Source organism: Actinomyces minihominis (assembly GCF_900187855.1).
GTDB classification, from domain to species: domain Bacteria; phylum Actinomycetota; class Actinomycetes; order Actinomycetales; family Actinomycetaceae; genus Scrofimicrobium; species Scrofimicrobium minihominis.
Map to the genome: position 1 here is coordinate 41,970 of NZ_FYEG01000008.1, position 17,629 is coordinate 59,598.

19 protein-coding genes and 1 tRNA gene are annotated in these 17,629 nt (G+C 58.8%); 2 read left to right on the top strand and 18 right to left on the bottom strand.

The window, feature by feature from the left end; translation table 11 throughout:
• Positions 1–197: 197 nt before the first annotated feature.
• Both CS903_RS07935 and CS903_RS07940 read right to left on the bottom strand, forming a co-directional pair.
• Positions 198–806, bottom strand: coding sequence for a hypothetical protein (locus tag CS903_RS07935; protein WP_129587636.1), 609 nt, complete (start codon positions 804–806; stop codon positions 198–200).
• A gap of 401 nt (positions 807–1,207) precedes the next feature.
• On the bottom strand, positions 1,208–1,837 hold the full coding sequence (locus CS903_RS07940) for a VldE C-terminal domain-containing protein (RefSeq protein ID WP_099333020.1): 630 nt from the start codon (positions 1,835–1,837) through the stop codon (positions 1,208–1,210).
• A gap of 405 nt (positions 1,838–2,242) precedes the next feature.
• On the opposite strand from CS903_RS07940, the gene CS903_RS07945 reads away from it, so the two are divergent.
• Positions 2,243–2,584: a DUF4342 domain-containing protein gene (locus tag CS903_RS07945; RefSeq protein ID WP_099333021.1), complete on the top strand. Its 342-nt coding sequence runs from the start codon at positions 2,243–2,245 to the stop codon at positions 2,582–2,584.
• A 199-nt stretch (positions 2,585–2,783) separates the two neighbouring features.
• On the opposite strand, the gene CS903_RS07950 is transcribed toward CS903_RS07945, so the two are convergent.
• Together CS903_RS07950 and CS903_RS07955 are read right to left on the bottom strand one after the other, a co-directional pair.
• Positions 2,784–3,485, bottom strand: coding sequence for an N-acetylmannosamine-6-phosphate 2-epimerase (locus CS903_RS07950; protein WP_099333022.1), 702 nt, complete (start codon positions 3,483–3,485; stop codon positions 2,784–2,786).
• Positions 3,472–3,744, bottom strand: a complete 273-nt coding sequence (locus tag CS903_RS07955) for a hypothetical protein (protein ID WP_099333023.1) — start codon at positions 3,742–3,744, stop codon at positions 3,472–3,474. The genes CS903_RS07950 and CS903_RS07955 overlap by 14 nt, the downstream gene beginning before the upstream one ends.
• A 132-nt stretch (positions 3,745–3,876) precedes the next feature.
• Between CS903_RS07955 and CS903_RS07960 the strand changes: the two genes are divergently transcribed.
• Complete coding sequence (locus CS903_RS07960; RefSeq protein ID WP_099333024.1) at positions 3,877–4,449, top strand: hypothetical protein; 573 nt, start codon at positions 3,877–3,879, stop codon at positions 4,447–4,449.
• Positions 4,450–4,649: 200 nt separating this feature from the next.
• Here the strand turns inward: CS903_RS07960 and CS903_RS07965 are convergent.
• The 14 genes from CS903_RS07965 to dop form a co-directional block, all read right to left on the bottom strand.
• Positions 4,650–4,723: transfer RNA gene (locus tag CS903_RS07965), tRNA-Leu, on the bottom strand.
• 72 nt (positions 4,724–4,795) lie between these two features.
• A complete protein-coding gene (locus CS903_RS07970; protein ID WP_164996716.1) occupies positions 4,796–5,530 on the bottom strand; it encodes a G5 domain-containing protein in 735 nt (244 codons plus the stop codon).
• Positions 5,531–5,758: 228 nt separating this feature from the next.
• Positions 5,759–6,589 carry a polyphosphate kinase 2 gene (ppk2, locus tag CS903_RS07975; protein WP_099333026.1) on the bottom strand — a complete coding sequence of 277 codons (831 nt, stop codon included), beginning with the start codon at positions 6,587–6,589 and terminating at the stop codon, positions 5,759–5,761.
• 94 nt (positions 6,590–6,683) lie between these two features.
• Entirely contained in the window at positions 6,684–8,150 is a 1,467-nt protein-coding gene (gene pyk / locus CS903_RS07980; RefSeq protein ID WP_099333027.1) for a pyruvate kinase, read from the bottom strand.
• Positions 8,151–8,231: 81 nt separating this feature from the next.
• Positions 8,232–9,233 (bottom strand): prolipoprotein diacylglyceryl transferase, encoded by a 1,002-nt coding sequence (gene lgt / locus CS903_RS07985; RefSeq protein ID WP_099333070.1) that lies wholly within the window; start codon positions 9,231–9,233, stop codon positions 8,232–8,234.
• An 8-nt stretch (positions 9,234–9,241) separates the two neighbouring features.
• A complete protein-coding gene (gene trpA, locus CS903_RS07990) occupies positions 9,242–10,039 on the bottom strand; it encodes a tryptophan synthase subunit alpha (RefSeq protein WP_099333028.1) in 798 nt (265 codons plus the stop codon).
• The gene (gene trpB, locus CS903_RS07995; protein WP_099333029.1) at positions 10,036–11,343 is read right to left on the bottom strand and encodes a tryptophan synthase subunit beta; all 1,308 of its coding nucleotides are present in this window, start codon (positions 11,341–11,343) and stop codon (positions 10,036–10,038) included. Before trpB ends, trpA begins: the two co-directional genes overlap by 4 nt.
• A complete protein-coding gene (gene trpC / locus CS903_RS08000) occupies positions 11,340–12,188 on the bottom strand; it encodes an indole-3-glycerol phosphate synthase TrpC (RefSeq protein ID WP_099333030.1) in 849 nt (282 codons plus the stop codon). The genes trpB and trpC overlap by 4 nt, the downstream gene beginning before the upstream one ends.
• A 47-nt stretch (positions 12,189–12,235) precedes the next feature.
• Positions 12,236–12,589 carry a phosphoribosyl-AMP cyclohydrolase gene (hisI, locus tag CS903_RS08005; RefSeq protein ID WP_099333031.1) on the bottom strand — a complete coding sequence of 118 codons (354 nt, stop codon included), beginning with the start codon at positions 12,587–12,589 and terminating at the stop codon, positions 12,236–12,238.
• Entirely contained in the window at positions 12,586–13,365 is a 780-nt protein-coding gene (hisF, locus tag CS903_RS08010; protein WP_099333032.1) for an imidazole glycerol phosphate synthase subunit HisF, read from the bottom strand. Before hisF ends, hisI begins: the two co-directional genes overlap by 4 nt.
• A 17-nt stretch (positions 13,366–13,382) precedes the next feature.
• Positions 13,383–14,501 (bottom strand): FKBP-type peptidyl-prolyl cis-trans isomerase, encoded by a 1,119-nt coding sequence (locus tag CS903_RS08015; protein ID WP_099333033.1) that lies wholly within the window; start codon positions 14,499–14,501, stop codon positions 13,383–13,385.
• 6 nt (positions 14,502–14,507) lie between these two features.
• A complete protein-coding gene (gene pafA / locus CS903_RS08020; protein ID WP_099333034.1) occupies positions 14,508–15,878 on the bottom strand; it encodes a Pup--protein ligase in 1,371 nt (456 codons plus the stop codon).
• Positions 15,879–16,058, bottom strand: a complete 180-nt coding sequence (locus CS903_RS08025) for a ubiquitin-like protein Pup (RefSeq protein ID WP_099333035.1) — start codon at positions 16,056–16,058, stop codon at positions 15,879–15,881.
• 31 nt (positions 16,059–16,089) lie between these two features.
• Positions 16,090–17,619 (bottom strand): depupylase/deamidase Dop, encoded by a 1,530-nt coding sequence (gene dop / locus CS903_RS08030; RefSeq protein ID WP_099333036.1) that lies wholly within the window; start codon positions 17,617–17,619, stop codon positions 16,090–16,092.
• Positions 17,620–17,629 lie beyond the last annotated feature (10 nt).

The window sequence follows — 17,629 nt, forward strand, 5'->3', positions numbered from 1 at the left end:
CCTTCCCTTGAGATTTCACAACATTGACTTATGAGGATCCCCGCACTCGCGAGGAGCTCTGTGACACTGGTTAGGCCGACAACGAGGGTTGGAATGAAGCCTACGAGGTCGTGAACTGGGTGCGCCAAGCGATTGCTATTGTGCGACGCGAAGAGAAGACACCGTAGCCCGGGGGCCACCGTTGGCAAAACAGGAAGCTAGCCCGCCTTTCTTGCCTTGCTCTCCTCCGCGAGCCCCGCAAGTTTTCCGCCCCTGTCTACACAGCTGACTTCAGGGTCGCTCTCCAACGAGAGTTCGTACCGGATCTTCTGAGAGGGCATCTCCGCGTTCGGCCACGACATGGAGAGTATCGGACCGTAGTCGGTCTGTTGCTGAACTTGCCGCAAAGGATCCAGGTGCCCAAGGTAGCCGTCTTTCATCTGTCGAATGTAAGTTGTGACAGAGTCTGGCCACACATAGTACTCATCGTCGAAGACAGTCACGCCTTGCAACACCGCATCGGCATAGGCCTTCGCGGTGGCCTGTACTCCTGCCATGTCTGGGTCTCCGCCCGCGAGGTACTCGTCCTCAGCAGCGTTTAAGGCATCGTTGTAGGGATAGACGGTCGTGTTAATTCCACACACGACCTCGAGAAACAAGTCTCCAGCCTCTTCGTCTGTCATCACCAATGTCGTAGGCTCCGGTTCCGGCTCTGGCTCTGATTCTGACTGTGGGATTGCCTCTATGGCAGATTGGATCCGGTTTTCTTCGGGCTCACTGATTTTCTCTGTTGAACAGCCCGCAACTGTCATGAGGGCGGCTCCCAAACACGCTCCTAGTACGAGTCCCCGTCTCATATATCTTTATGTTTCCTTTCCATCTTTGCGTTGAGCATACGAGAGTTTGGTGATCGACTTTGTCGAATCGGACCGTGACCACGACTCTGCGCAAAAATGTCGTAGATGGATCATCCCCGTTCTCGCGGGGTGCACACTTGCTTCTCAGAATCTTTACACGAACCCGGCCTCCTAATCCCCACGAAAGTGGGGATTAGCAACTGCTACGGCAAGTACTGATAGCCGTGTTCCCAGGGCCAGAGATCAGCACCGATTAACTCATTGACGGTGCTCCGCCGAAGGATATTCGAGTTCGTGCCTGGGTGGGGCGAAAGACGGTACGCAACGCGCATCGCGCGGTTCAGACTATGACAGCGTACGACCGACGCTGCCTACTCGCAGATCCCCCACCCCGGGTTGAGACTGATGTGAACATGGTCGTAGTGGTTCGCGGTGATACTGCCGCGATCTTCCATTCCGGACCATCCACCGCCCATGTTGATCTGCTGCTGCCAAATCACGTACGAGACGTTTAGGCTGCCCATGTTCTCCAGGGCCCACTGGGCAACACTATCGCCGAGGCCCGCGTTACCGGGAACCATCACATCCAGGGCTAGACCCGAACCGTGATCACCCGAATCCCCCGGACGGTAACCACCAATGTTTGAGATACCGAAAAGGTCGGTAATCATGGAACGGACCTGGCCCGTCCAGTTGTCCTCTACTCCGCACCTGCCAACACCAATACTTCGCGAGGCGGTCATTTCGGTCGTGGAACTCTCTGCCACCTCGGGCTCCGGCGCGGGAGCCTCAGCTCTGGCATCCACTGTGTCGCCGGGTTCCCACGGCATTTCCAAGGAGACGATTGTAGCTGTCGCCCTTGCGGGGTCCTTCAAGATGAGGTCGGCTTCGCGCTGAAGGGGCGAAGCGTTTGGGTTTTCGTAGATGGGCGAGGCCGATGCCCCTGCAATGGCTGAAAAGCCCAAGAAACCCACCGTCATGGCTGCAGAAACACGTGCCACTCGGGATACTCTCATTTGCTCTCTTCCGACATTCAACACATGGCGAAAATCATTTGTCGCTGACAAACCATCTAACATTGGCTCAGCCTAGACCAACTCACTATGTCACGAAATGGTTACGGCGAAAGTCACTGGTTCCCAGCGGGGCCAGGAAACGGTAGTTCTTGGCCCCGAAACTTCCTTGAGATAAAACTCGGCCAACGTGCCCCACGCAATGCACTGCCGCGTAGATGATGCGGAATCATCTATACAAGGTAGGTGAGCAGACACCCCTGCATCGGTAAAAAACGTGAGTATGCGGCGCGCTTCTGTTCGTCCTCATTAGAATGAGGGACACGAAACCACCCGGTTTGGGCGTAAAAGAGAACCACCCGGTTTGGGCGTAAAAGAGTGGGGAGCACCGCAATGGCTGAAGCAAGCGATTCGAAGTTTTCCGAGACGTTCACCGTCACTACCGCGAACCTGACCGAGAAGGTCAAGGAACTCATCGAGCAGGGCAATGCTCGGCGCATCATCATCCGTAACAAGCATGGCAAGGAACTGCTCAATGTTCCCCTCACCGGAAGCGCAGTTGCAGGTGGTGTCCTGGTCCTAGCAGCTCCCGTTGTGGCTGCCCTCGGTGTCATCGTGGCTCTAGTTTCCTCGGTTCAAATTGAAATCATCACCGATAAGCCCGTCGCTGAGGATGAGAAGGAAACGGGCAAGACCATCGCCATCAACCTCACGAAGGATGTCAAGGACGACTAGGGGCACCCAGGTGAAGCGATTCCCACCGAAGCCAAGGGGGTTGGCCACTCCCCGATCCTGAGTGGGTGGGCAACCATATTGGGGTGGTGGCTAAACCGTCTTCACCCGCAGGAGTATCGAGTGCTCCCAGCCAGTTCACTGCCAAGATGAGCTTCAAAAGGGTGGAGTTCACTCGTGCCATCTTCGAAGCAGGGACCGGCTAGTCCTCCCCGTGTTCAACGGCCTCAACGAACCAGGAGGTCACTGAGGTCGGATGTGTGATTGCGGTTCCCACCACCACGGCACAGGCGCCATTCGCGAGGGCGAGGGCGGCTTGCTCAGGTGTGTGAATGCGTCCCTCACAGAAGAGCGGCACCCCTGGAAACTCCTCGGCGAGAGCCGAAACAAGCTCGAGGTCGGGGCCGTCCGTCTTCGGACGGTCCCCTGTGTAACCGGCCAGCGTCGTACCAATGACGTCCGCACCAGCCATGACTGCAGCTCGCGCATCTTCAGTCGAGCCGCAGTCGGCCATGATCAGTGCGCCGACCTCATGGACGGCCTCGACAGCATCCTTGAACGTTGACCTATCAGGGCGCGGGCGGTTGGTCGCGTCGACAGCGACAATGTCACTGCCGGCATTCACGCACGCCAGGGCGTGGCGGACCGTCGGAGTGATGAAGACACCCTCGTGGCCCTCTTTCCAAAGGCCAATTAGGGGAATCTCAACCCGCCCTTTGATCGCAGCAATGTCAGCCAATCCCTGAGCGCGAATGGCAGCTGCCCCACCCAGTTCGGCGGCTCGAGCCATCTGAGCCATCGTCTCGGGGTGACGGAGAGGCTCACCGGGGTAGGCCTGACAGGAGACAACCAGTTTGCCGCGAAGTGACTCGATGAGAGGGTGGACCGCGTTAGTTCTCCTCAAAATTGAGAGTGGTTGACGGCAAAGCTTCCATTGCTAGGCGCGCAGCCCCCAGCAGTGGCGCCGACCCGCCCAGGTTTCCGTTGAGGACGGGGGTTGCGGCAACGGGATCAAGCGCCTGATCTCCTTCCTGCGCCGCTGGCTCTACCCGAAGACTCCTTCGGCCAACTCTGTTGACGAGGAGATTGTCCAGGTCGATAGGAACCTCAGTGTTATAGATGAAGAGCGTCTTGTCGCCCTCGAACTGGTCGAGGAAGCCCACGAAGAGCAGAGTCGCCTCCTAGATGAGCTGACCCAAACCCAACGTGAGCTCCATGACGCTCGCGCTGACGCAGCCCTACTCTCCGAAGAAGCCGATCTCAACGCTTCGAAAATCGCGCACTACCGGCACGAGTTGCTTGCCGCTAAGAAGTTTGAGGCCCTTCAAGGAGAGGTCCCAGTTGACTCACGCTGGCACCACCCCAAGGACTTACACGAGATAATCACGCTGCTCACCACTGGTTCCAGCGGGGAATGGCTGCGCGAGTACGTCGTCTTTTCCGGTGACCGCGGTCTAGCCGACGTGGTGGCCCAGCGCGATGCTCACAGTCACTACGCGGGCAGCGTCTGGCGTTTTGTCCACTCCCTCTACGACTACGCACGGCTCAAGGTCGCGGGCGAAATCAGTGAAAACTTCGAAATGTACCTCAAGGATGACGAGATCGACGGTCACAAGGTCTCTTTAAAACGCTACTCAGCTCACGAGTCGGACACGGTCCGTGGACGCGAAGAGCTACGTAGAGTTCGAACTTTCCCGGTCCCGGTCTCCGTGGATCCAAACGGGAGCACCTTCATGGAAGCTCACCTCCGCATCGGCTCCGGGGATGGCTTCTCACCACGCCTCTACGTCCTTGACAATGTCGAGGGCGACGGTCGCATCTACATCGGTTACATAGGTCGTCATCCCCGCACCGGGAAAAAGACGTGAGCATCGGAAACTTCACTCCGCCCTCACCAAGGATGCCGAGGACGACGATTGGAAACAGCTGTGGGATCCCTAATTGCGGGACAGAGTTAAAAACGAAAGAAAGGAGACAACTTAGGAGACCATTAGAGGCTTTTGCCGGGAGTTTGAATCTCTTCTGACCTAAATATGCAGGTCAGAAGAGGGTTTAGTACTTGAAAAAGTACCCCGGGCGGGAGTCGAACCCGCAACATGCCGATTTTGAGTCGACCGCCTCTGCCAGTTGGGCTACCGGGGCTGCGTTGGCGCGGTTACTAGGATAACGCATCTGGCGACACCCTAGAACCACGCCCACAGCGCTTCAGTTTGACTACTGCGTGTACACGTCCAAGTGGTTACCAACGGTGCCACGGTCGTAGATCTTGCCCGGCCAACCGAACGGGGTCGAGTAGACGGTTCCCATTGGCGCCGATCCCGCGAGGACGATGTAACCATCGCCATCGGAGACGAATCCACCGGCGTTGACATGACGGCCGGGAATACTTAGTCCCCCGCCCGGAAGCACACTCTGGCTGTAGTAAGTGAACTTGTAACCACCCCAGTTGATGACACCCATGAACATGAGGTCACCCAACGAGTACTCGCCCGAGGTCGACGGAGCGCTCGGCTCGACGTAGGCCTCTACTTCGACACGATCGTTGGAACGGTCGGCAGCCTGGACCTCAGGCTCCGGTTCTGGCTCTGGGATCACGACGGGTTCCGCAGCCACTGGAAGCTCAATCTTGGTTCCTCGGTGGATGACCTCATCAACCGGCATCTGAACGAAGACATCCTTCGTCATAGGGACGACACCCTCATAGTATGCGGGGGTCGTGTAAACGTACTTGAGGCCGTTGATACCGGCGGTCTTTACGACCTCAACATCAACTGGAAGTTCTGGGTCCTCAACGATCACGGTGCTGAACGGAACTGTGGCGATCCGGTGCAGTTTGAAGTCGGAGGATGATTCTGCTGACTCATCTGGTGCGATGACTGTCGTGGCGTTCGCAACAAGCGCCAGGGAAGGTGTGGCAAGAAGTGACAGAGCAAGAGCTCCGGCCGTCATGCGACTCTTCACTGCGCGTTTCGATCTGCTAGACATAAAACCCTTTCATCGGTCGTTAGCACACTAACGTAAACCGCTGCCAGAACACATCTATTTATAACAGAATGGTTACGAGGATCACGGCGGAATGGAAGGGAAATTTCTCAGTTTGGGACGCACAGTTGGCTGAATGACCGCGAAAAGTCGTCCTCGGCCCCAAGGGAGGGGGCCAAGGCAATAGGTTCAGCCTCACAGGTCCTTTTCGGGGTCCCCCATCAACCTTAGGGCAAAGTTCGGCACCTCTTTTTCAAGTTCCTTAGGGATGCGACGGTAGTTATCATAGTTCCGTGGCTCCTTGGGAAGCACGACCTCTTCATGGGGTACGTCCTCATACGGAATCGTCGAAAGCAGGTGGTGGATCATGTTGATCCGTGCATTCTTCTTGAGGTCGGACTCAACCACGTACCAGGGCGAGGTCGTCGTGTCCGTATGAATGAACATGTCGTCCTTGGCGCGAGAGTAATCCTCCCACCTGTTCACCGACTCGATGTCCATCGGTGAGAGTTTCCAGCGGCGGACCGGATCATTCTGCCTGGATCTAAACCGTCGCAGCTGCTCTGCTTCAGACACCGAGAACCAGTACTTCCGCAACATGATCCCGTCGTTGATCAGCATGTCTTCAAAAATAGGAGCCTGGCGCATGAACAGGTTGTACTGGGCCGGAGTGCAGAACCCCATCACCCGCTCAACCCCGGCACGGTTGTACCAGGAGCGATCGAAGAGGACGACCTCCCCCGCAGCCGGCAGATGCGCCACGTAGCGCTGGAAGTACCACTCCGTCGCTTCGCGGGAGCTGGGGGCCGGAAGGGCCGCGACACGCACAATACGCGGGGACAGGTACTCGGTGATGCGCTTAATGGCGCCGCCTTTGCCTGCCGCATCCCTTCCCTCGAAGATGACGATAATCCTCTGGCCGGTGGCCTTGACCCATTCCTGCATCTTGACCAGCTCAGACTGGAGACGGAACAGCTCGGCCTCATACACATCATTGGGTAGCTTTTCGCTTCGCTTCTTTGCCATGAGACGTAGGTTACACGCTTCACCCAGAGGCTGCGATCGATAGGGGAAGGGGCAGCATCCTTGTGGATACTGCCCCTTCTTTGGACCCTGTTTGCTAGTTGGTCGGCAGGCTTGCCGAACTCGAACTGTACGAGGTCACGTTATCTGACGGATCTCCAGGAATCGTGTGAACACGAATCGAGTTCGTCGTCTTCTCAATGCCGGGGGGCATTCCTGCGACGATGACCAGTTTCTCTCCGCCCTCAACAATTCTGGCGGCGCGGGCAACCTGGCTCACCTGATCAACCATCTCATCGGTGTGGTAAACAGTTGGCAGCCTGTAGGTCTGCACACCCCAGGACAGAGCAAGCTGGCGGCGAGTCGAGTCCAGCGGCGTGAACGCGATCTGCGGGATCGAGGAACGCATCCGGGACATCTGCCGGGCCGTGTGACCCGAGGTCGTGAACGTCACCAGGTAACGGGCTGAGAGCGTAGAGGCCAATGCCGCAGCCCCCTGGCAGATCACACCTGACTGGTCAGCGTGGAAGGCGCCCAGTGGGGCAATACGGTCGCCCCCATTCTCTTCCGTGTTCTCAATAATCCGAGCCATGGTGCGAACAGCCTGGATCGGGAAGGCACCCACCGAGGTCTCTCCCGAAAGCATGACCGCATCGGCACCATCAAGGATGGCGTTGGCGCAGTCAGAAGCCTCTGCACGGGTCGGACGTGGGTTCTTGATCATCGAGTCCATCACCTGCGTGGCGACGATAACCGGCTTGGCGGCACGGCGAGCCAACTCAATGGCTTCCTTCTGCACCAGCGGCACTTCTTCAAGGGGCATTTCGACGCCGAGGTCACCGCGAGCAACCATGATGCCGTCAAAAGCCTCCACAATCTCAGCCAGGTTCGCAACAGCCTGCGGCTTTTCAATCTTGGCGATAACCGGGACGATGATGCCCTCTTCAATCATGATGGCGCGAACGTCGTTAACATCCGAAGCGTCCCGCACAAATGACAACGCGATGAAGTCAGCGCCCTCACGAAGGCCCCAGCGAAGGTCATCACGGTCCTTCTCAGACAGAGCCGGGACAGAGACGGCTACGCCTGGAAGGTTCAGGCCCTTGTTATCAGAAACCATTCCGGGCACTTCAACCCTGGTTACAACGTCGGTCTCTGTCACTTCGATAACGCGCAGACCCACGTTGCCGTCGTCAATCAGAAGACGGTCACCGGGGCTGCAGTCACCGGGTAGCTCCTTGAAGGTGGTTCCAACGATTTCCTTGTTACCTGGAACATCGCGGGTGGTGATGGTGAACGTGTCACCTTCGTTGAGCATCTGCGGGCCTTCCGCAAATCGCTCCAGGCGGATCTTCGGACCCTGAAGGTCAACGAGCACCGCCACGGCTCGGCCGGAGTTATCAGAAGCACGACGAACCCGACGAATAACCTTGGCATGCTCTTCGGCGCTGCCGTGGCTTCGGTTGATTCGGGCTACATCCATGCCTGCATCGATCAGAGCTTGAATCTGCGACGAAGACTCTGTTGCAGGTCCAATAGTGCAGACGATCTTTGCTCTACGCATCTATATTTTCTCATCCTCTTGGGCTACACAGCCGTAAAAAGTATCTTCAGGGTGATTCTACCCCTTGGGACCGTAGTCCCCTCAAGGTTTGTCGACGGGCGAAGTGTTTTCTTCCTCAAGACCCGCGTCTTCGTCCTCATCGGCACCTAGGTCCTGGGCTGCGGTCTCCTGGATGTCCTCAATCTCCAAATCCGCGGCTCGCTGCGGGTTCTTCTTCGCGACGATATCGATGTAGCGCTGACGTTCCTGCTCAGAAATCTGGGTGGGTGCGCCAATGCGACCAGCGACAAAGAACACGATGATGCCCGCAGCCAGGATCAAAAGTGAGGTCCAGGTGTTGGTGCGCAGCCCTAGGAACTCACGTGCCTCATCCAGGCGCATCGTCTCCATCCAGATGCGTCCGATCGGGTACATAATCATGTACATCGCCATGGCCTGGCCCGACTTCAGCGCAAACTTGCGGCCAATGAAGATGATGAGGGCGGCCATAGTGATGTTCCACAGTGCTTCGTAAAGGAACGTGGGGTGGAACAGCGTGCCTTCAGCGTATCCGGAAGGAAGGTGAGCGGCGTCAATCTCAAGACCCCAGGGAAGGGTGGTCGGTGACCCGAAGAGCTCCTGGTTGAAATAGTTGCCCAGCCGGCCCAGTGCCTGGGCAAGCAGCAGGCCGGGTGCCAGGGCATCCGCGAAGGGACCAACCCTCTGGCCGGCCCGGCGGAGCCCAATGATGGCACCGATAGCGCCGAATCCGATGGCTCCGAATATGGCTAGGCCACCCTCCCAGATCCGCAGGATTGCCCAGGGGTCCCCGCCCTCACCAAAGAAACCGTAGGGCGTCGTGACGACGTGATAGAGGCGCGCACCGACGATCCCAAAGGGAATGGCCCACATGGTGACATCGAGAACGACCTCGCCCTCACCACCCTTGGCCCGGTACCGCACCCAGGTGACGTAGGCCGCAAGCACCATGGCGAGTGCCATGAAAATTCCATAGGCTCGAATAGGAATCGGCCCGAGCCACCACGTCCCCACTTCAGGTGATGGTATCGAGGCTGGAAGTGCAGTTGCTAGCTGGTACGTCATTTCGGCAATCACTTGGTGTTCCGAGTCCCCTCTTTTAGTTCGCGAGCAAGAGCTCCAGCATCCAAGAGTGCCCGCTCCCAGTCCGGGTTAGCAAGTAGCTTCACAAAGGCCGACCCAACGATTACGCCATCTGCGTAGGCCGAGATCTCCCTTGCCTGCTTCTTGGTCGAGACGCCGATACCCACGCAGACAAGAGGGGCGCCGGCATCGCGGCAGCGTTGCACCAGGTTTCGCGCGGACTGATCAACAGAACCACGCTGGCCCGTCACCCCCATTGTTGAAGCGGCGTAGATCCACGAGTTGGTCGCCTTGGAGACGATCTTCAGGCGTTCATCTGAGGACGAGGGAGCCGCGAGGAAAACCCTCTCAAGATCCCACCTGTCAGAAGATTCCACCCACTCTGCAGCCTCTTCAGGAGGGAGATCCGGTGTGATGAGACCCGCGCCGCCGGCCTCAGCAAACGTTCGCGAAAAGCGTTCAACTCCATACCAGTGCACGGGGTTCCAGTAGGTCATTGAAAGCGCCGGGATGCCGTCGTCGCTCAGACTCTTGGTGACTGCAAAGAGATCCTCGAGGTGCGTGCCGTGTTCCAGCGCTTCGACAACGGCCCGCTCAATAACGGGACCGTCCATGGCTGGATCGGAGTATGGAAAACCCAGTTCGAAGGCATCGACGCCATTCGCCGCAAGAACACGGGCAGCCTCAAGTGACTTTTCCACGGTGGGGTAACCAAGTGGAAGGTAAGCAATAAGAGCCGCATTCCCGGCAGCAAGCTCCCGACGGATAGCCTCTGAACTGTGCCTCATAGCTGCTCCCCTTCCCCATTGATAGCTTCACCGGGCTCTGCGTTCGGCTGGTCATTAGAGCGCCCACCTTCCGCCGAGGGATCAACCCTCATGAAGGAAGGCTTCCCAAACCCAAACCAGGCGGCAGCGGTTTCCATGTCTTTATCCCCACGGCCAGACAGGTTGACGATGATGATCTTCTGCTGGCTCTCGGTGGCTTTAGCATCACCGTTCTCCCGGGCCCACTGCAGCGCACCCGCAAGGGCATGTGCGGACTCAATGGCGGGGATGATTCCCTCGGTGCGGGACAGGTAGCGGAATGCTTCCATGGCCTCTGCATCAGAGATAGGGAGGTAGTGGGCACGCCCGATTGCTGAGAGGTGAGCGTGTTCCGGCCCCACCCCCGGGTAGTCGAGCCCCGCTGAAATGGAGTGTGAAGCCTTGGTCTGCCCATCGCGTTCCTGCAGCACGTAGGTGCGGGTTCCGTGGAGTATTCCCACTGCACCCTCGGTGATCGAAGCAGCGTGTCGACCCGTTTCGTATCCGTCGCCTGCTGCCTCACAGCCGATCAGCTCAACCCCCTCATCAGGTACGAATGCAGTGAACATTCCAATGGCGTTTGAGCCACCACCGATGCAGGCAAACACCGCATCGGGAAGGCGTCCCGCAGCGTGCTGGATCTGCTCACGCGCTTCATCACCGATGACCCTCTGGAGGTCACGGACCATTCCCGGGAAGGGGTGTGGTCCCGAGGCCGTACCAAAGATGTAGTTTGTGTCGGCCACATTGGTAACCCAGTCACGGAAAGCCTCATTCACCGCATCCTTCAGTGTCTGGCTTCCCTGAGTGACCGCAACCACCTCGGCCCCCAGCATCTGCATTCGGGCCACGTTCAGGGCCTGACGCTTCGTGTCCTCATAGCCCATGTAGATGGTGCAGTCGAGTCCGAGAAGTGCCGAAGCCGTTGCGGTGGCGACGCCGTGTTGCCCAGCTCCAGTCTCAGCAATCACCCGCGATTTGCCGATTCGCTTCGTCAGCAAAGCCTGTCCGAGGACGTTGTTGATCTTGTGGGACCCAGTGTGATTGAGGTCCTCACGCTTCAGAAAAATGCGGGTTCCCGTCCCCTTCGCGAAACGGGGCACCTCGGTCAGAAGTGAGGGGCGATTGGCATACTCATCGAGAAGCTGCTTGAAGTCGTGCTGGAACTCTGGATCATGCCAGGCAGACTGCCAGGCCTCATCAAGTTCATCGACTGCACCCTGCAGCGGTTCTGCCACGAACCGCCCACCAAACTCACCGAAATACCGTTCTTCCTGGGAACTCACTGCGCCTTATCCCCCGCGTCACGCACCCGCTTTTTCCGATCGGTTAGCAACGCCGGGTGCGATCCCGCGCTAACCATGTCTGAAATCTGCTCCAGAGGCGACCTGCTGGTCACAAGCGCCTCTCCGACTAGAACCGAGTCAGCCCCCGCGAGGGCATAATCGAGGACGTCCCTGGCGGATCGGACCCCTGACTCAGCCACCGCGATTACGTCCGCGGGAATCACATCGATAACCTCATCGACATTGCGGCGATCCACCGAGAGGTCCTTGAGGTTACGGGCATTAACACCGATAACCTCTGCTCCCGCCTCAAGTGCCCTGAAAACTTCGAGTCGAGAGTGCGTTTCAACCAGCGGGGTCATACCCAATGATTTGGCTCGCTCAATCAATGAGATTAAAGCCGGCTGCTCCAACGCCGCCACGATCAGGAGAATCGAGTCCGCACCATAGGCTCGGGCCTCATGGACCTGGTACGGAGTGACAATAAAGTCCTTGCGGAGAACCGGAATGTCGACGGCCCTACGTACTTCTGCTAGGTCCTCGAGGGAGCCTTTGAACCGCAGCTCCTCGGTAAGGACCGAAACCATCGAGGCCCCACCCTGCTCATAGATCTGAGCCAGATGAGCTGGATCCGGAATATCAGAGAGATCTCCCTTTGAAGGTGAGCGCCTCTTAATTTCCGCAATGATCGACACGGCTCCGGGGACATCCCTCAGGGCCGATATGACGTCCTTCGCGTCTGGCGCGGCCGCTGCGCGTCGCCTGATCTCATCAAGAGAGACTTGAGCTTCGCGTTCTGAAGTCTTCCTGACCACCCCGGCAATAATGTCATCAAGGACTGTCATAGCTGCCTCCTCCTGCGTCGATGGTAGGCCCACAGGGGGCCTCGGGCCTATTCGGGTCCGGGCAACGAAATGGATCCGCCAGCATCAAAGCACGAACTGACACCCGTATGACAGGTCGGTCCGGAAGGAACAGCCTGAATGAGCAGCGCGTCTCCGTCGCAGTCGACCTCAACGCCCACCAGGCGGAGGACGTTTCCAGAAGTCTCACCCTTGACCCAGTACTGCTGGCGCGATCGGGACCAGAAGGTCACCAGTCCACTGTGCAGGGTCCGGTTCAGGGCCTCATCATCCATGTATCCAACCATGAGGACCCGCCCCGTCCCATGATCCTGCACCACCGCACAAACCAGGCCGTTGCCATCCCGTTTGAGGCGCTGCACCACATCCGCAGGAAGGCTCAACGAGCTCCGCCTGCCACGTCAAAGCCTGCTTCAACTAGCGCAGCCTTTACCTCGGGGACCGTGACGGTACCGAAGTGGAAAACTGAGGCCGCTAGAACCGCATCAGCCCCAGCCTGAGCAGCAAGGACAAAGTCTTCGACACGGCCAGCACCACCAGAGGCAATGAGGTTGATCGCTACGGCATCCCGCACCGCCCTAATCAGACCGAGGTCGTAGCCGGACTGAACACCGTCCTCAGCAATAGAGTTCAGCATGATCGTACCGGCACCCCTCCGCTGCACCTCTCTGGCCCACTTGAGTGCATCAAGACCGGTCGTCTGCTTACCACCGTGAGTCGTTATTTCATACCGGGGCGCATCGGTGACATCATCATTCGTCGCCACGTCCAAAGAGACGACCACAGCGTCGCTACCAACAGTCTCGCTCAACTCATTGATCAACTCGGGACGCGCCAGTGCCGAGGTGTTCACGGAGACCCGGGTGGCTCCGAGGTCGAGGAGGCGCTTGGCATCTTCCACCGAGCCGATTCCCCCTCCCACAACCAGGGGTACACCAATCCCGCTGCTGGCCCGCGACACAATGTCATCCATGGTGCGCTTTCCAAGCGTTGAGGCCGAAACATCCAGGAAGGCAATCTCATCTGCACCCTCATCAAAGTAGCGGTGCGCCAGCTCGACTGCGTCACCGGCATCTCGAAGTTTTTCGAACTTCACACCCTTGACGACGCGACCCTCAAACATGTCTAGGCACGGGATCACAGAAATCTGCTTGGCCATTGCTCTCTCCCTGATGTTTACTCTCCTGATTCAGCCGCCTGTTCGCCGACTGTGCCGCTTGCTTCTGAAGCCGGCATGGCTCCCAGAATGTCTACGACCATGAAAAGAGTATCCTCACCGGTGGCCATGTCCGCAGGAATGGTCAAAGCTAGCCTGCTCCCCACCCTTTGGTCTACAAGGGCATCACGCAGTCCGGGCATGGCATCTTCGAGCCGGATCATCTCGGGAGTTCCGGTAGCCCAGGTCGAACCCGTGATGCGACCATCGGTCCAGGTTCCCGAAATATACTGCAGGACCACGGAGTCGGTTAGGGCGACCTGGGGGCCACTCCCCTGGTTGAGAACCTGAATGATGAGGCCGCTCGGCGGCGCACCCGGAGCGTGGGTCACAGCTGGTCCCAGGTCATCAAAGGTGACGGTCAGTGGACCCCCGGGCTCTTCGTTTAGGGCACCCCGGGCGATGGTGTAGAGCACGTCAACCACATCGATCTCTGTCTGTCCGTCTTCGAGAGGGCGGGCAATCACCACGCGGGAACCCTCGGTGGTTCCAATCAGGATTCGGCTGAGAAGCGGTCCGAGATCCTCCTCGCTAGCCGTGCCAAGAATCAGGTTGGGCGTGCCCATCGGGTTGATGTTTTCGCCTGTCTCTCCGCTGTAGGCGGTCACCGCCACCAAAATCGGGGATCCCTCTGTGATCTCCCGACCGTCGCCACGAAGTTCCACCCGCATCTTGGCAGAGGCAACTTCGACGGGCACGGTCGTCGTCACCACCGGGGTTGATCCCTGACGCCCCGCGACCGTCACCGCGTCCAGCGGACCCTCAACGGTCAGGACATCCTGGTCGAGTGCTCGCGAACCAACGAAACCGAAGAAGAGAAGCACTCCCGCAACTATCGCGCCGACCACTCCGACGCCAATGGTCCAGCCGGCCTGGTGGCTGATCGTGGGGAGCTTCCGCCTCCGGGCCCTCTTACTCGCTTTTTTCTTGTCATCTGAGTGTCGATCACACCGCTTCGGCAGCTGCTTCGGCTCCTGATCCTCAGCTCCGTCCTCGCCCGTCTGCTCTACGGGCTGTTGGGCTGACGCGCCCCCCTTGGCGTGGTGGATGGAGCGCCGGGAAGGATACGGATGTTTCATGGCGGGTCAGTCCCTAGCCATCTTCGATATCAGTTCGCCGACTCGCTCGTCCTCGGTGGCAAATGGGTCCTGCAGGGCAATCATCATTCCCGTGCCATCGAGCCGGAGGTTGACCCAGTCCACCCCGAGATCGCGGCGATGGGTTTCCGCCGCTTTCACGGCGGCTCCCCTCAGGGTGGCTCGCGTCGTCGCGGGAGCCTGCTCAACTGCCTGCTCCACCTGGGCGGACGAAGTCAGTCTGAGCATGGCCCCGCTGGCTTCCATCCGCGGAGCCAGTCCGGCATCCGTGATGTCGTGGTAAGCCAGCAGTAGGCGCGCCACCCGCGGGTCGTCAAGAGTCGCTCCGGTACGTTCGCGATAGCTGTGCACCAGGTTCATCTTGATGGCGTAGTCGATCTCGGTGGAGATTCCCGCCCAGTCTCGGGACTCAACCGCGTCTAGGGCACGCCCCCACAGATCAAACAGGTAGGCATAGAGGTCCGAAACACTCTCGCCTCTGAGTGAGGCGAGGGCACGCGTGCGGATCTCCCTTTGGATCTCTACTGCCGTCATCAGGCGCCCGTCAGCAAGGGCAACCTTTGCCTCTCCGGTCAGGTCCAAACTGATCTGGCGAATGGCTTCAAGTGGTTCCGCCAGGACGAGGTCGGCGAAGTTGCTCCCGGTCTCAAGAGCGTGCAGCACGAGGTCGGTGCTGGCGACCTTTAGAGCAGTGGTCGGCTCTGCCACATTGGTATCACCCACGATGACGTGAAGGCGCCGGTAGGAAGTCGAGTCCGCGAGGGGCTCATCCCGGGTGTTGATAATGGGTCGAGCCCGCGTTGTCGCCCCAGAGAGGGCATCATGCATCTGGTCAGCGCGCGCCGAGAAGGCATAGCTCACCTCACCATCATCAGAGGTGACGATGGCACCAGCACCGGCAATAATCTGGCGGGTAACGAAAAACGAGATTAAGGCATCCGCCATTTCGCGAAAGTCCCTGCTGCGCCTCAGCAGGTAGTTTTCATGGCAGCCAAAAGAGTTTCCGACTGAGTCCATGTTGTTGGCAAACAGGTGGATCTGCCCTTTAATGCCGCGTTCGTCAAGATCCTGATCGGCTTCGCGAGCCATCTGAGACAGCATGTCTGATCCGGCCCTGACCTGCGCGAGGAGGTCCCAGACGTCAGAGCACTCAGCAGTGGCATACTCTGGATGCGCTCCGACATCCAGGTAGAGGCGGCCCCCATTAGGTAGAAAGACATTGGTTGAGCGTCCCCGCTTCACCAGTGGTTCAAACAGGATCCGCGCGGCCTCCTCCGGCTCCAGGGGTGGAACTCCCCCCGTCGTCGACGCACAGGTCAGCCCGTACTCGGTCTCGACCCCGAAGATCCTGCGATGCACCTACTGGCCGCCCTTCTGAACGAAGCCCTGAACGAACGACTCCGCATTCTGCTCGAGGACGACGTCAATTTCTTCCAGTATCGAATCGAGTGGGTTGACGTGAACCTGGCCGGCCCCCACCGCCCCGTCTTCGTCTTCAAAGTCGTCTCCGCCACCGCCGTGGACGCTAATCTGTGCCATGGTGCTCCCTTCGCTTCCCCCAGCTTACTTTCTACTGGATGTTTGACGAGGTCGAGGCCGGATCCGCAAGCGGGACCCGTACCAGGTGCTTGCCACTTGGGTGCCTGCTGACCAGGGAGGTCCAGGAGGCATACTCGAGGTGCGGGTTATCCCGGACTTCGTTTCCTCGAACCAGGGCCCTGGTTCCGGGGGGTGGAGTGTCAGCTGCAGCGCTGATCTGTTCTTCTGAGAACAGTTCCTCGACCATACCGGCGCGCCTCAGGACTTCAACTAGAGACTTTTCGGGGCGCAGGTCGGACCACTGCAGGTCCATCGCGATGATTCGAGGGTCGTCCCACTCGACTCCGAGCCTGGTTCGCTGGCGATCTAACAGCAGGTACTTACCCACCCACTCAACCTGGGCGGCTGCACTGAGGGGATCCTCTTCGAGTAGGTCGAGCACCTCGCCCCAGCGACGTACGACTTGCTGATCAACCTCTGAAAGTGCTCCTTCAAGCGCATCGATTACCAGGTCCCTGTAGCGACGTTGAATGTGGAGGGCGGTCGCCGACTCCCCACTTCGCATTGTCAGCTCACGCTTCAGGGTCAGGTCTCCAGAAACCTCCTGGACAGCCTCGACCGGGTTGTCGATATCAAGGTTTTCCCACTCCATTGTCGTTCCCGCCTCGATGGCGCGAAGCACCAGGGAGGTGGTTCCGAGTCTGAGAAGGGCCGACACGTCAAAGAGGTTGGCATCTCCGCCAATCACGTGGACTCTGCGCCAGAAGTGGTGGTTGGCATGTGGCTCGTCACGGGTGTTGAAGATAGGACGGTTGAAGGTTGTCTCCAAACCGATGTCATTTTCTACGTAATCGGCGCGCTGCGAGATTTGGAAGCCGGCGCGCTCGGACCGCTGCCCCAAACCGACGCGGCCACTGCCGCAGAAGATCTGCCTGGTCACCAGGAAGGGGATCGAAAAGCGGATGAGATCATCGAGGTCTGCGGCGCGCTCTACCTGGTAGTTCTCGTGGGAGCCATAGGTGGCGCCCTTTCCATCGACGTTGTTCTTGAGGAGGACCAGCGGGGCCTCCCCCCGGTCTTCTCGCATCTTCATCACCCGGCGGGCGACCTCGTCCCCAGCCTTGTCCCACAGCACCGCATCTAGTGCATTGAGGGACTCGGGTGAAGAGTACTCGGGGTGGGCGTGGTCAACGTAGAAACGTGCTCCGTTGGTGAGGACGATCGAGGTGGGACTGAAGAGGCGACGTTCCTCGGCACCCGGAACAGGGAGGTTCTCTGAACCTCCTGATGGTGCCAGGTGGTAGGGGTCATCGGTCAGAAGTGATGGGTCGACGTTGGCGCGATCCAGGCGTATCCCGCGGATGTCGTTCAGGGGATCCTCTCCGCGGTAGTCCCAACTAACCGCTGGCAACGGGTGGCGGTAGTTTTGCGCGTAGGTTGAGACCGCTTCTGTTGACAGGGCGATCGCATTTGCACCCGGTTCACCGGGCCGATAAATACCAAACTCAGTTTCAGTTCCCATGACCCGCGCGGCGTGGTTTGGCTTCAACCCAGAGTCCATTTCAGTTGCT

Excerpts from the sequence above, each read along its gene's own strand:
- CS903_RS08015 (WP_099333033.1), bottom strand. The coding sequence starts at position 14,501 with ATGAAACATCCGTATCCTTCCCGGCGCTCCATCCACCACGCCAAGGGG.
- lgt (WP_099333070.1), bottom strand. The coding sequence starts at position 9,233 with ATGACGTACCAGCTAGCAACTGCACTTCCAGCCTCGATACCATCACCT.
- CS903_RS07945 (WP_099333021.1), top strand. The coding sequence starts at position 2,243 with ATGGCTGAAGCAAGCGATTCGAAGTTTTCCGAGACGTTCACCGTCACT.
- ppk2 (WP_099333026.1), bottom strand. The coding sequence starts at position 6,589 with ATGGCAAAGAAGCGAAGCGAAAAGCTACCCAATGATGTGTATGAGGCC.
- trpA (WP_099333028.1), bottom strand. The coding sequence starts at position 10,039 with ATGAGGCACAGTTCAGAGGCTATCCGTCGGGAGCTTGCTGCCGGGAAT.
- dop (WP_099333036.1), bottom strand. The coding sequence starts at position 17,619 with ATGGACTCTGGGTTGAAGCCAAACCACGCCGCGCGGGTCATGGGAACT.
- trpC (WP_099333030.1), bottom strand. The coding sequence starts at position 12,188 with ATGACAGTCCTTGATGACATTATTGCCGGGGTGGTCAGGAAGACTTCA.
- pyk (WP_099333027.1), bottom strand. The coding sequence starts at position 8,150 with ATGCGTAGAGCAAAGATCGTCTGCACTATTGGACCTGCAACAGAGTCT.
- CS903_RS08025 (WP_099333035.1), bottom strand. The coding sequence starts at position 16,058 with ATGGCACAGATTAGCGTCCACGGCGGTGGCGGAGACGACTTTGAAGAC.
- CS903_RS07970 (WP_164996716.1), bottom strand. The coding sequence starts at position 5,530 with ATGACGGCCGGAGCTCTTGCTCTGTCACTTCTTGCCACACCTTCCCTG.
- hisF (WP_099333032.1), bottom strand. The coding sequence starts at position 13,365 with ATGGCCAAGCAGATTTCTGTGATCCCGTGCCTAGACATGTTTGAGGGT.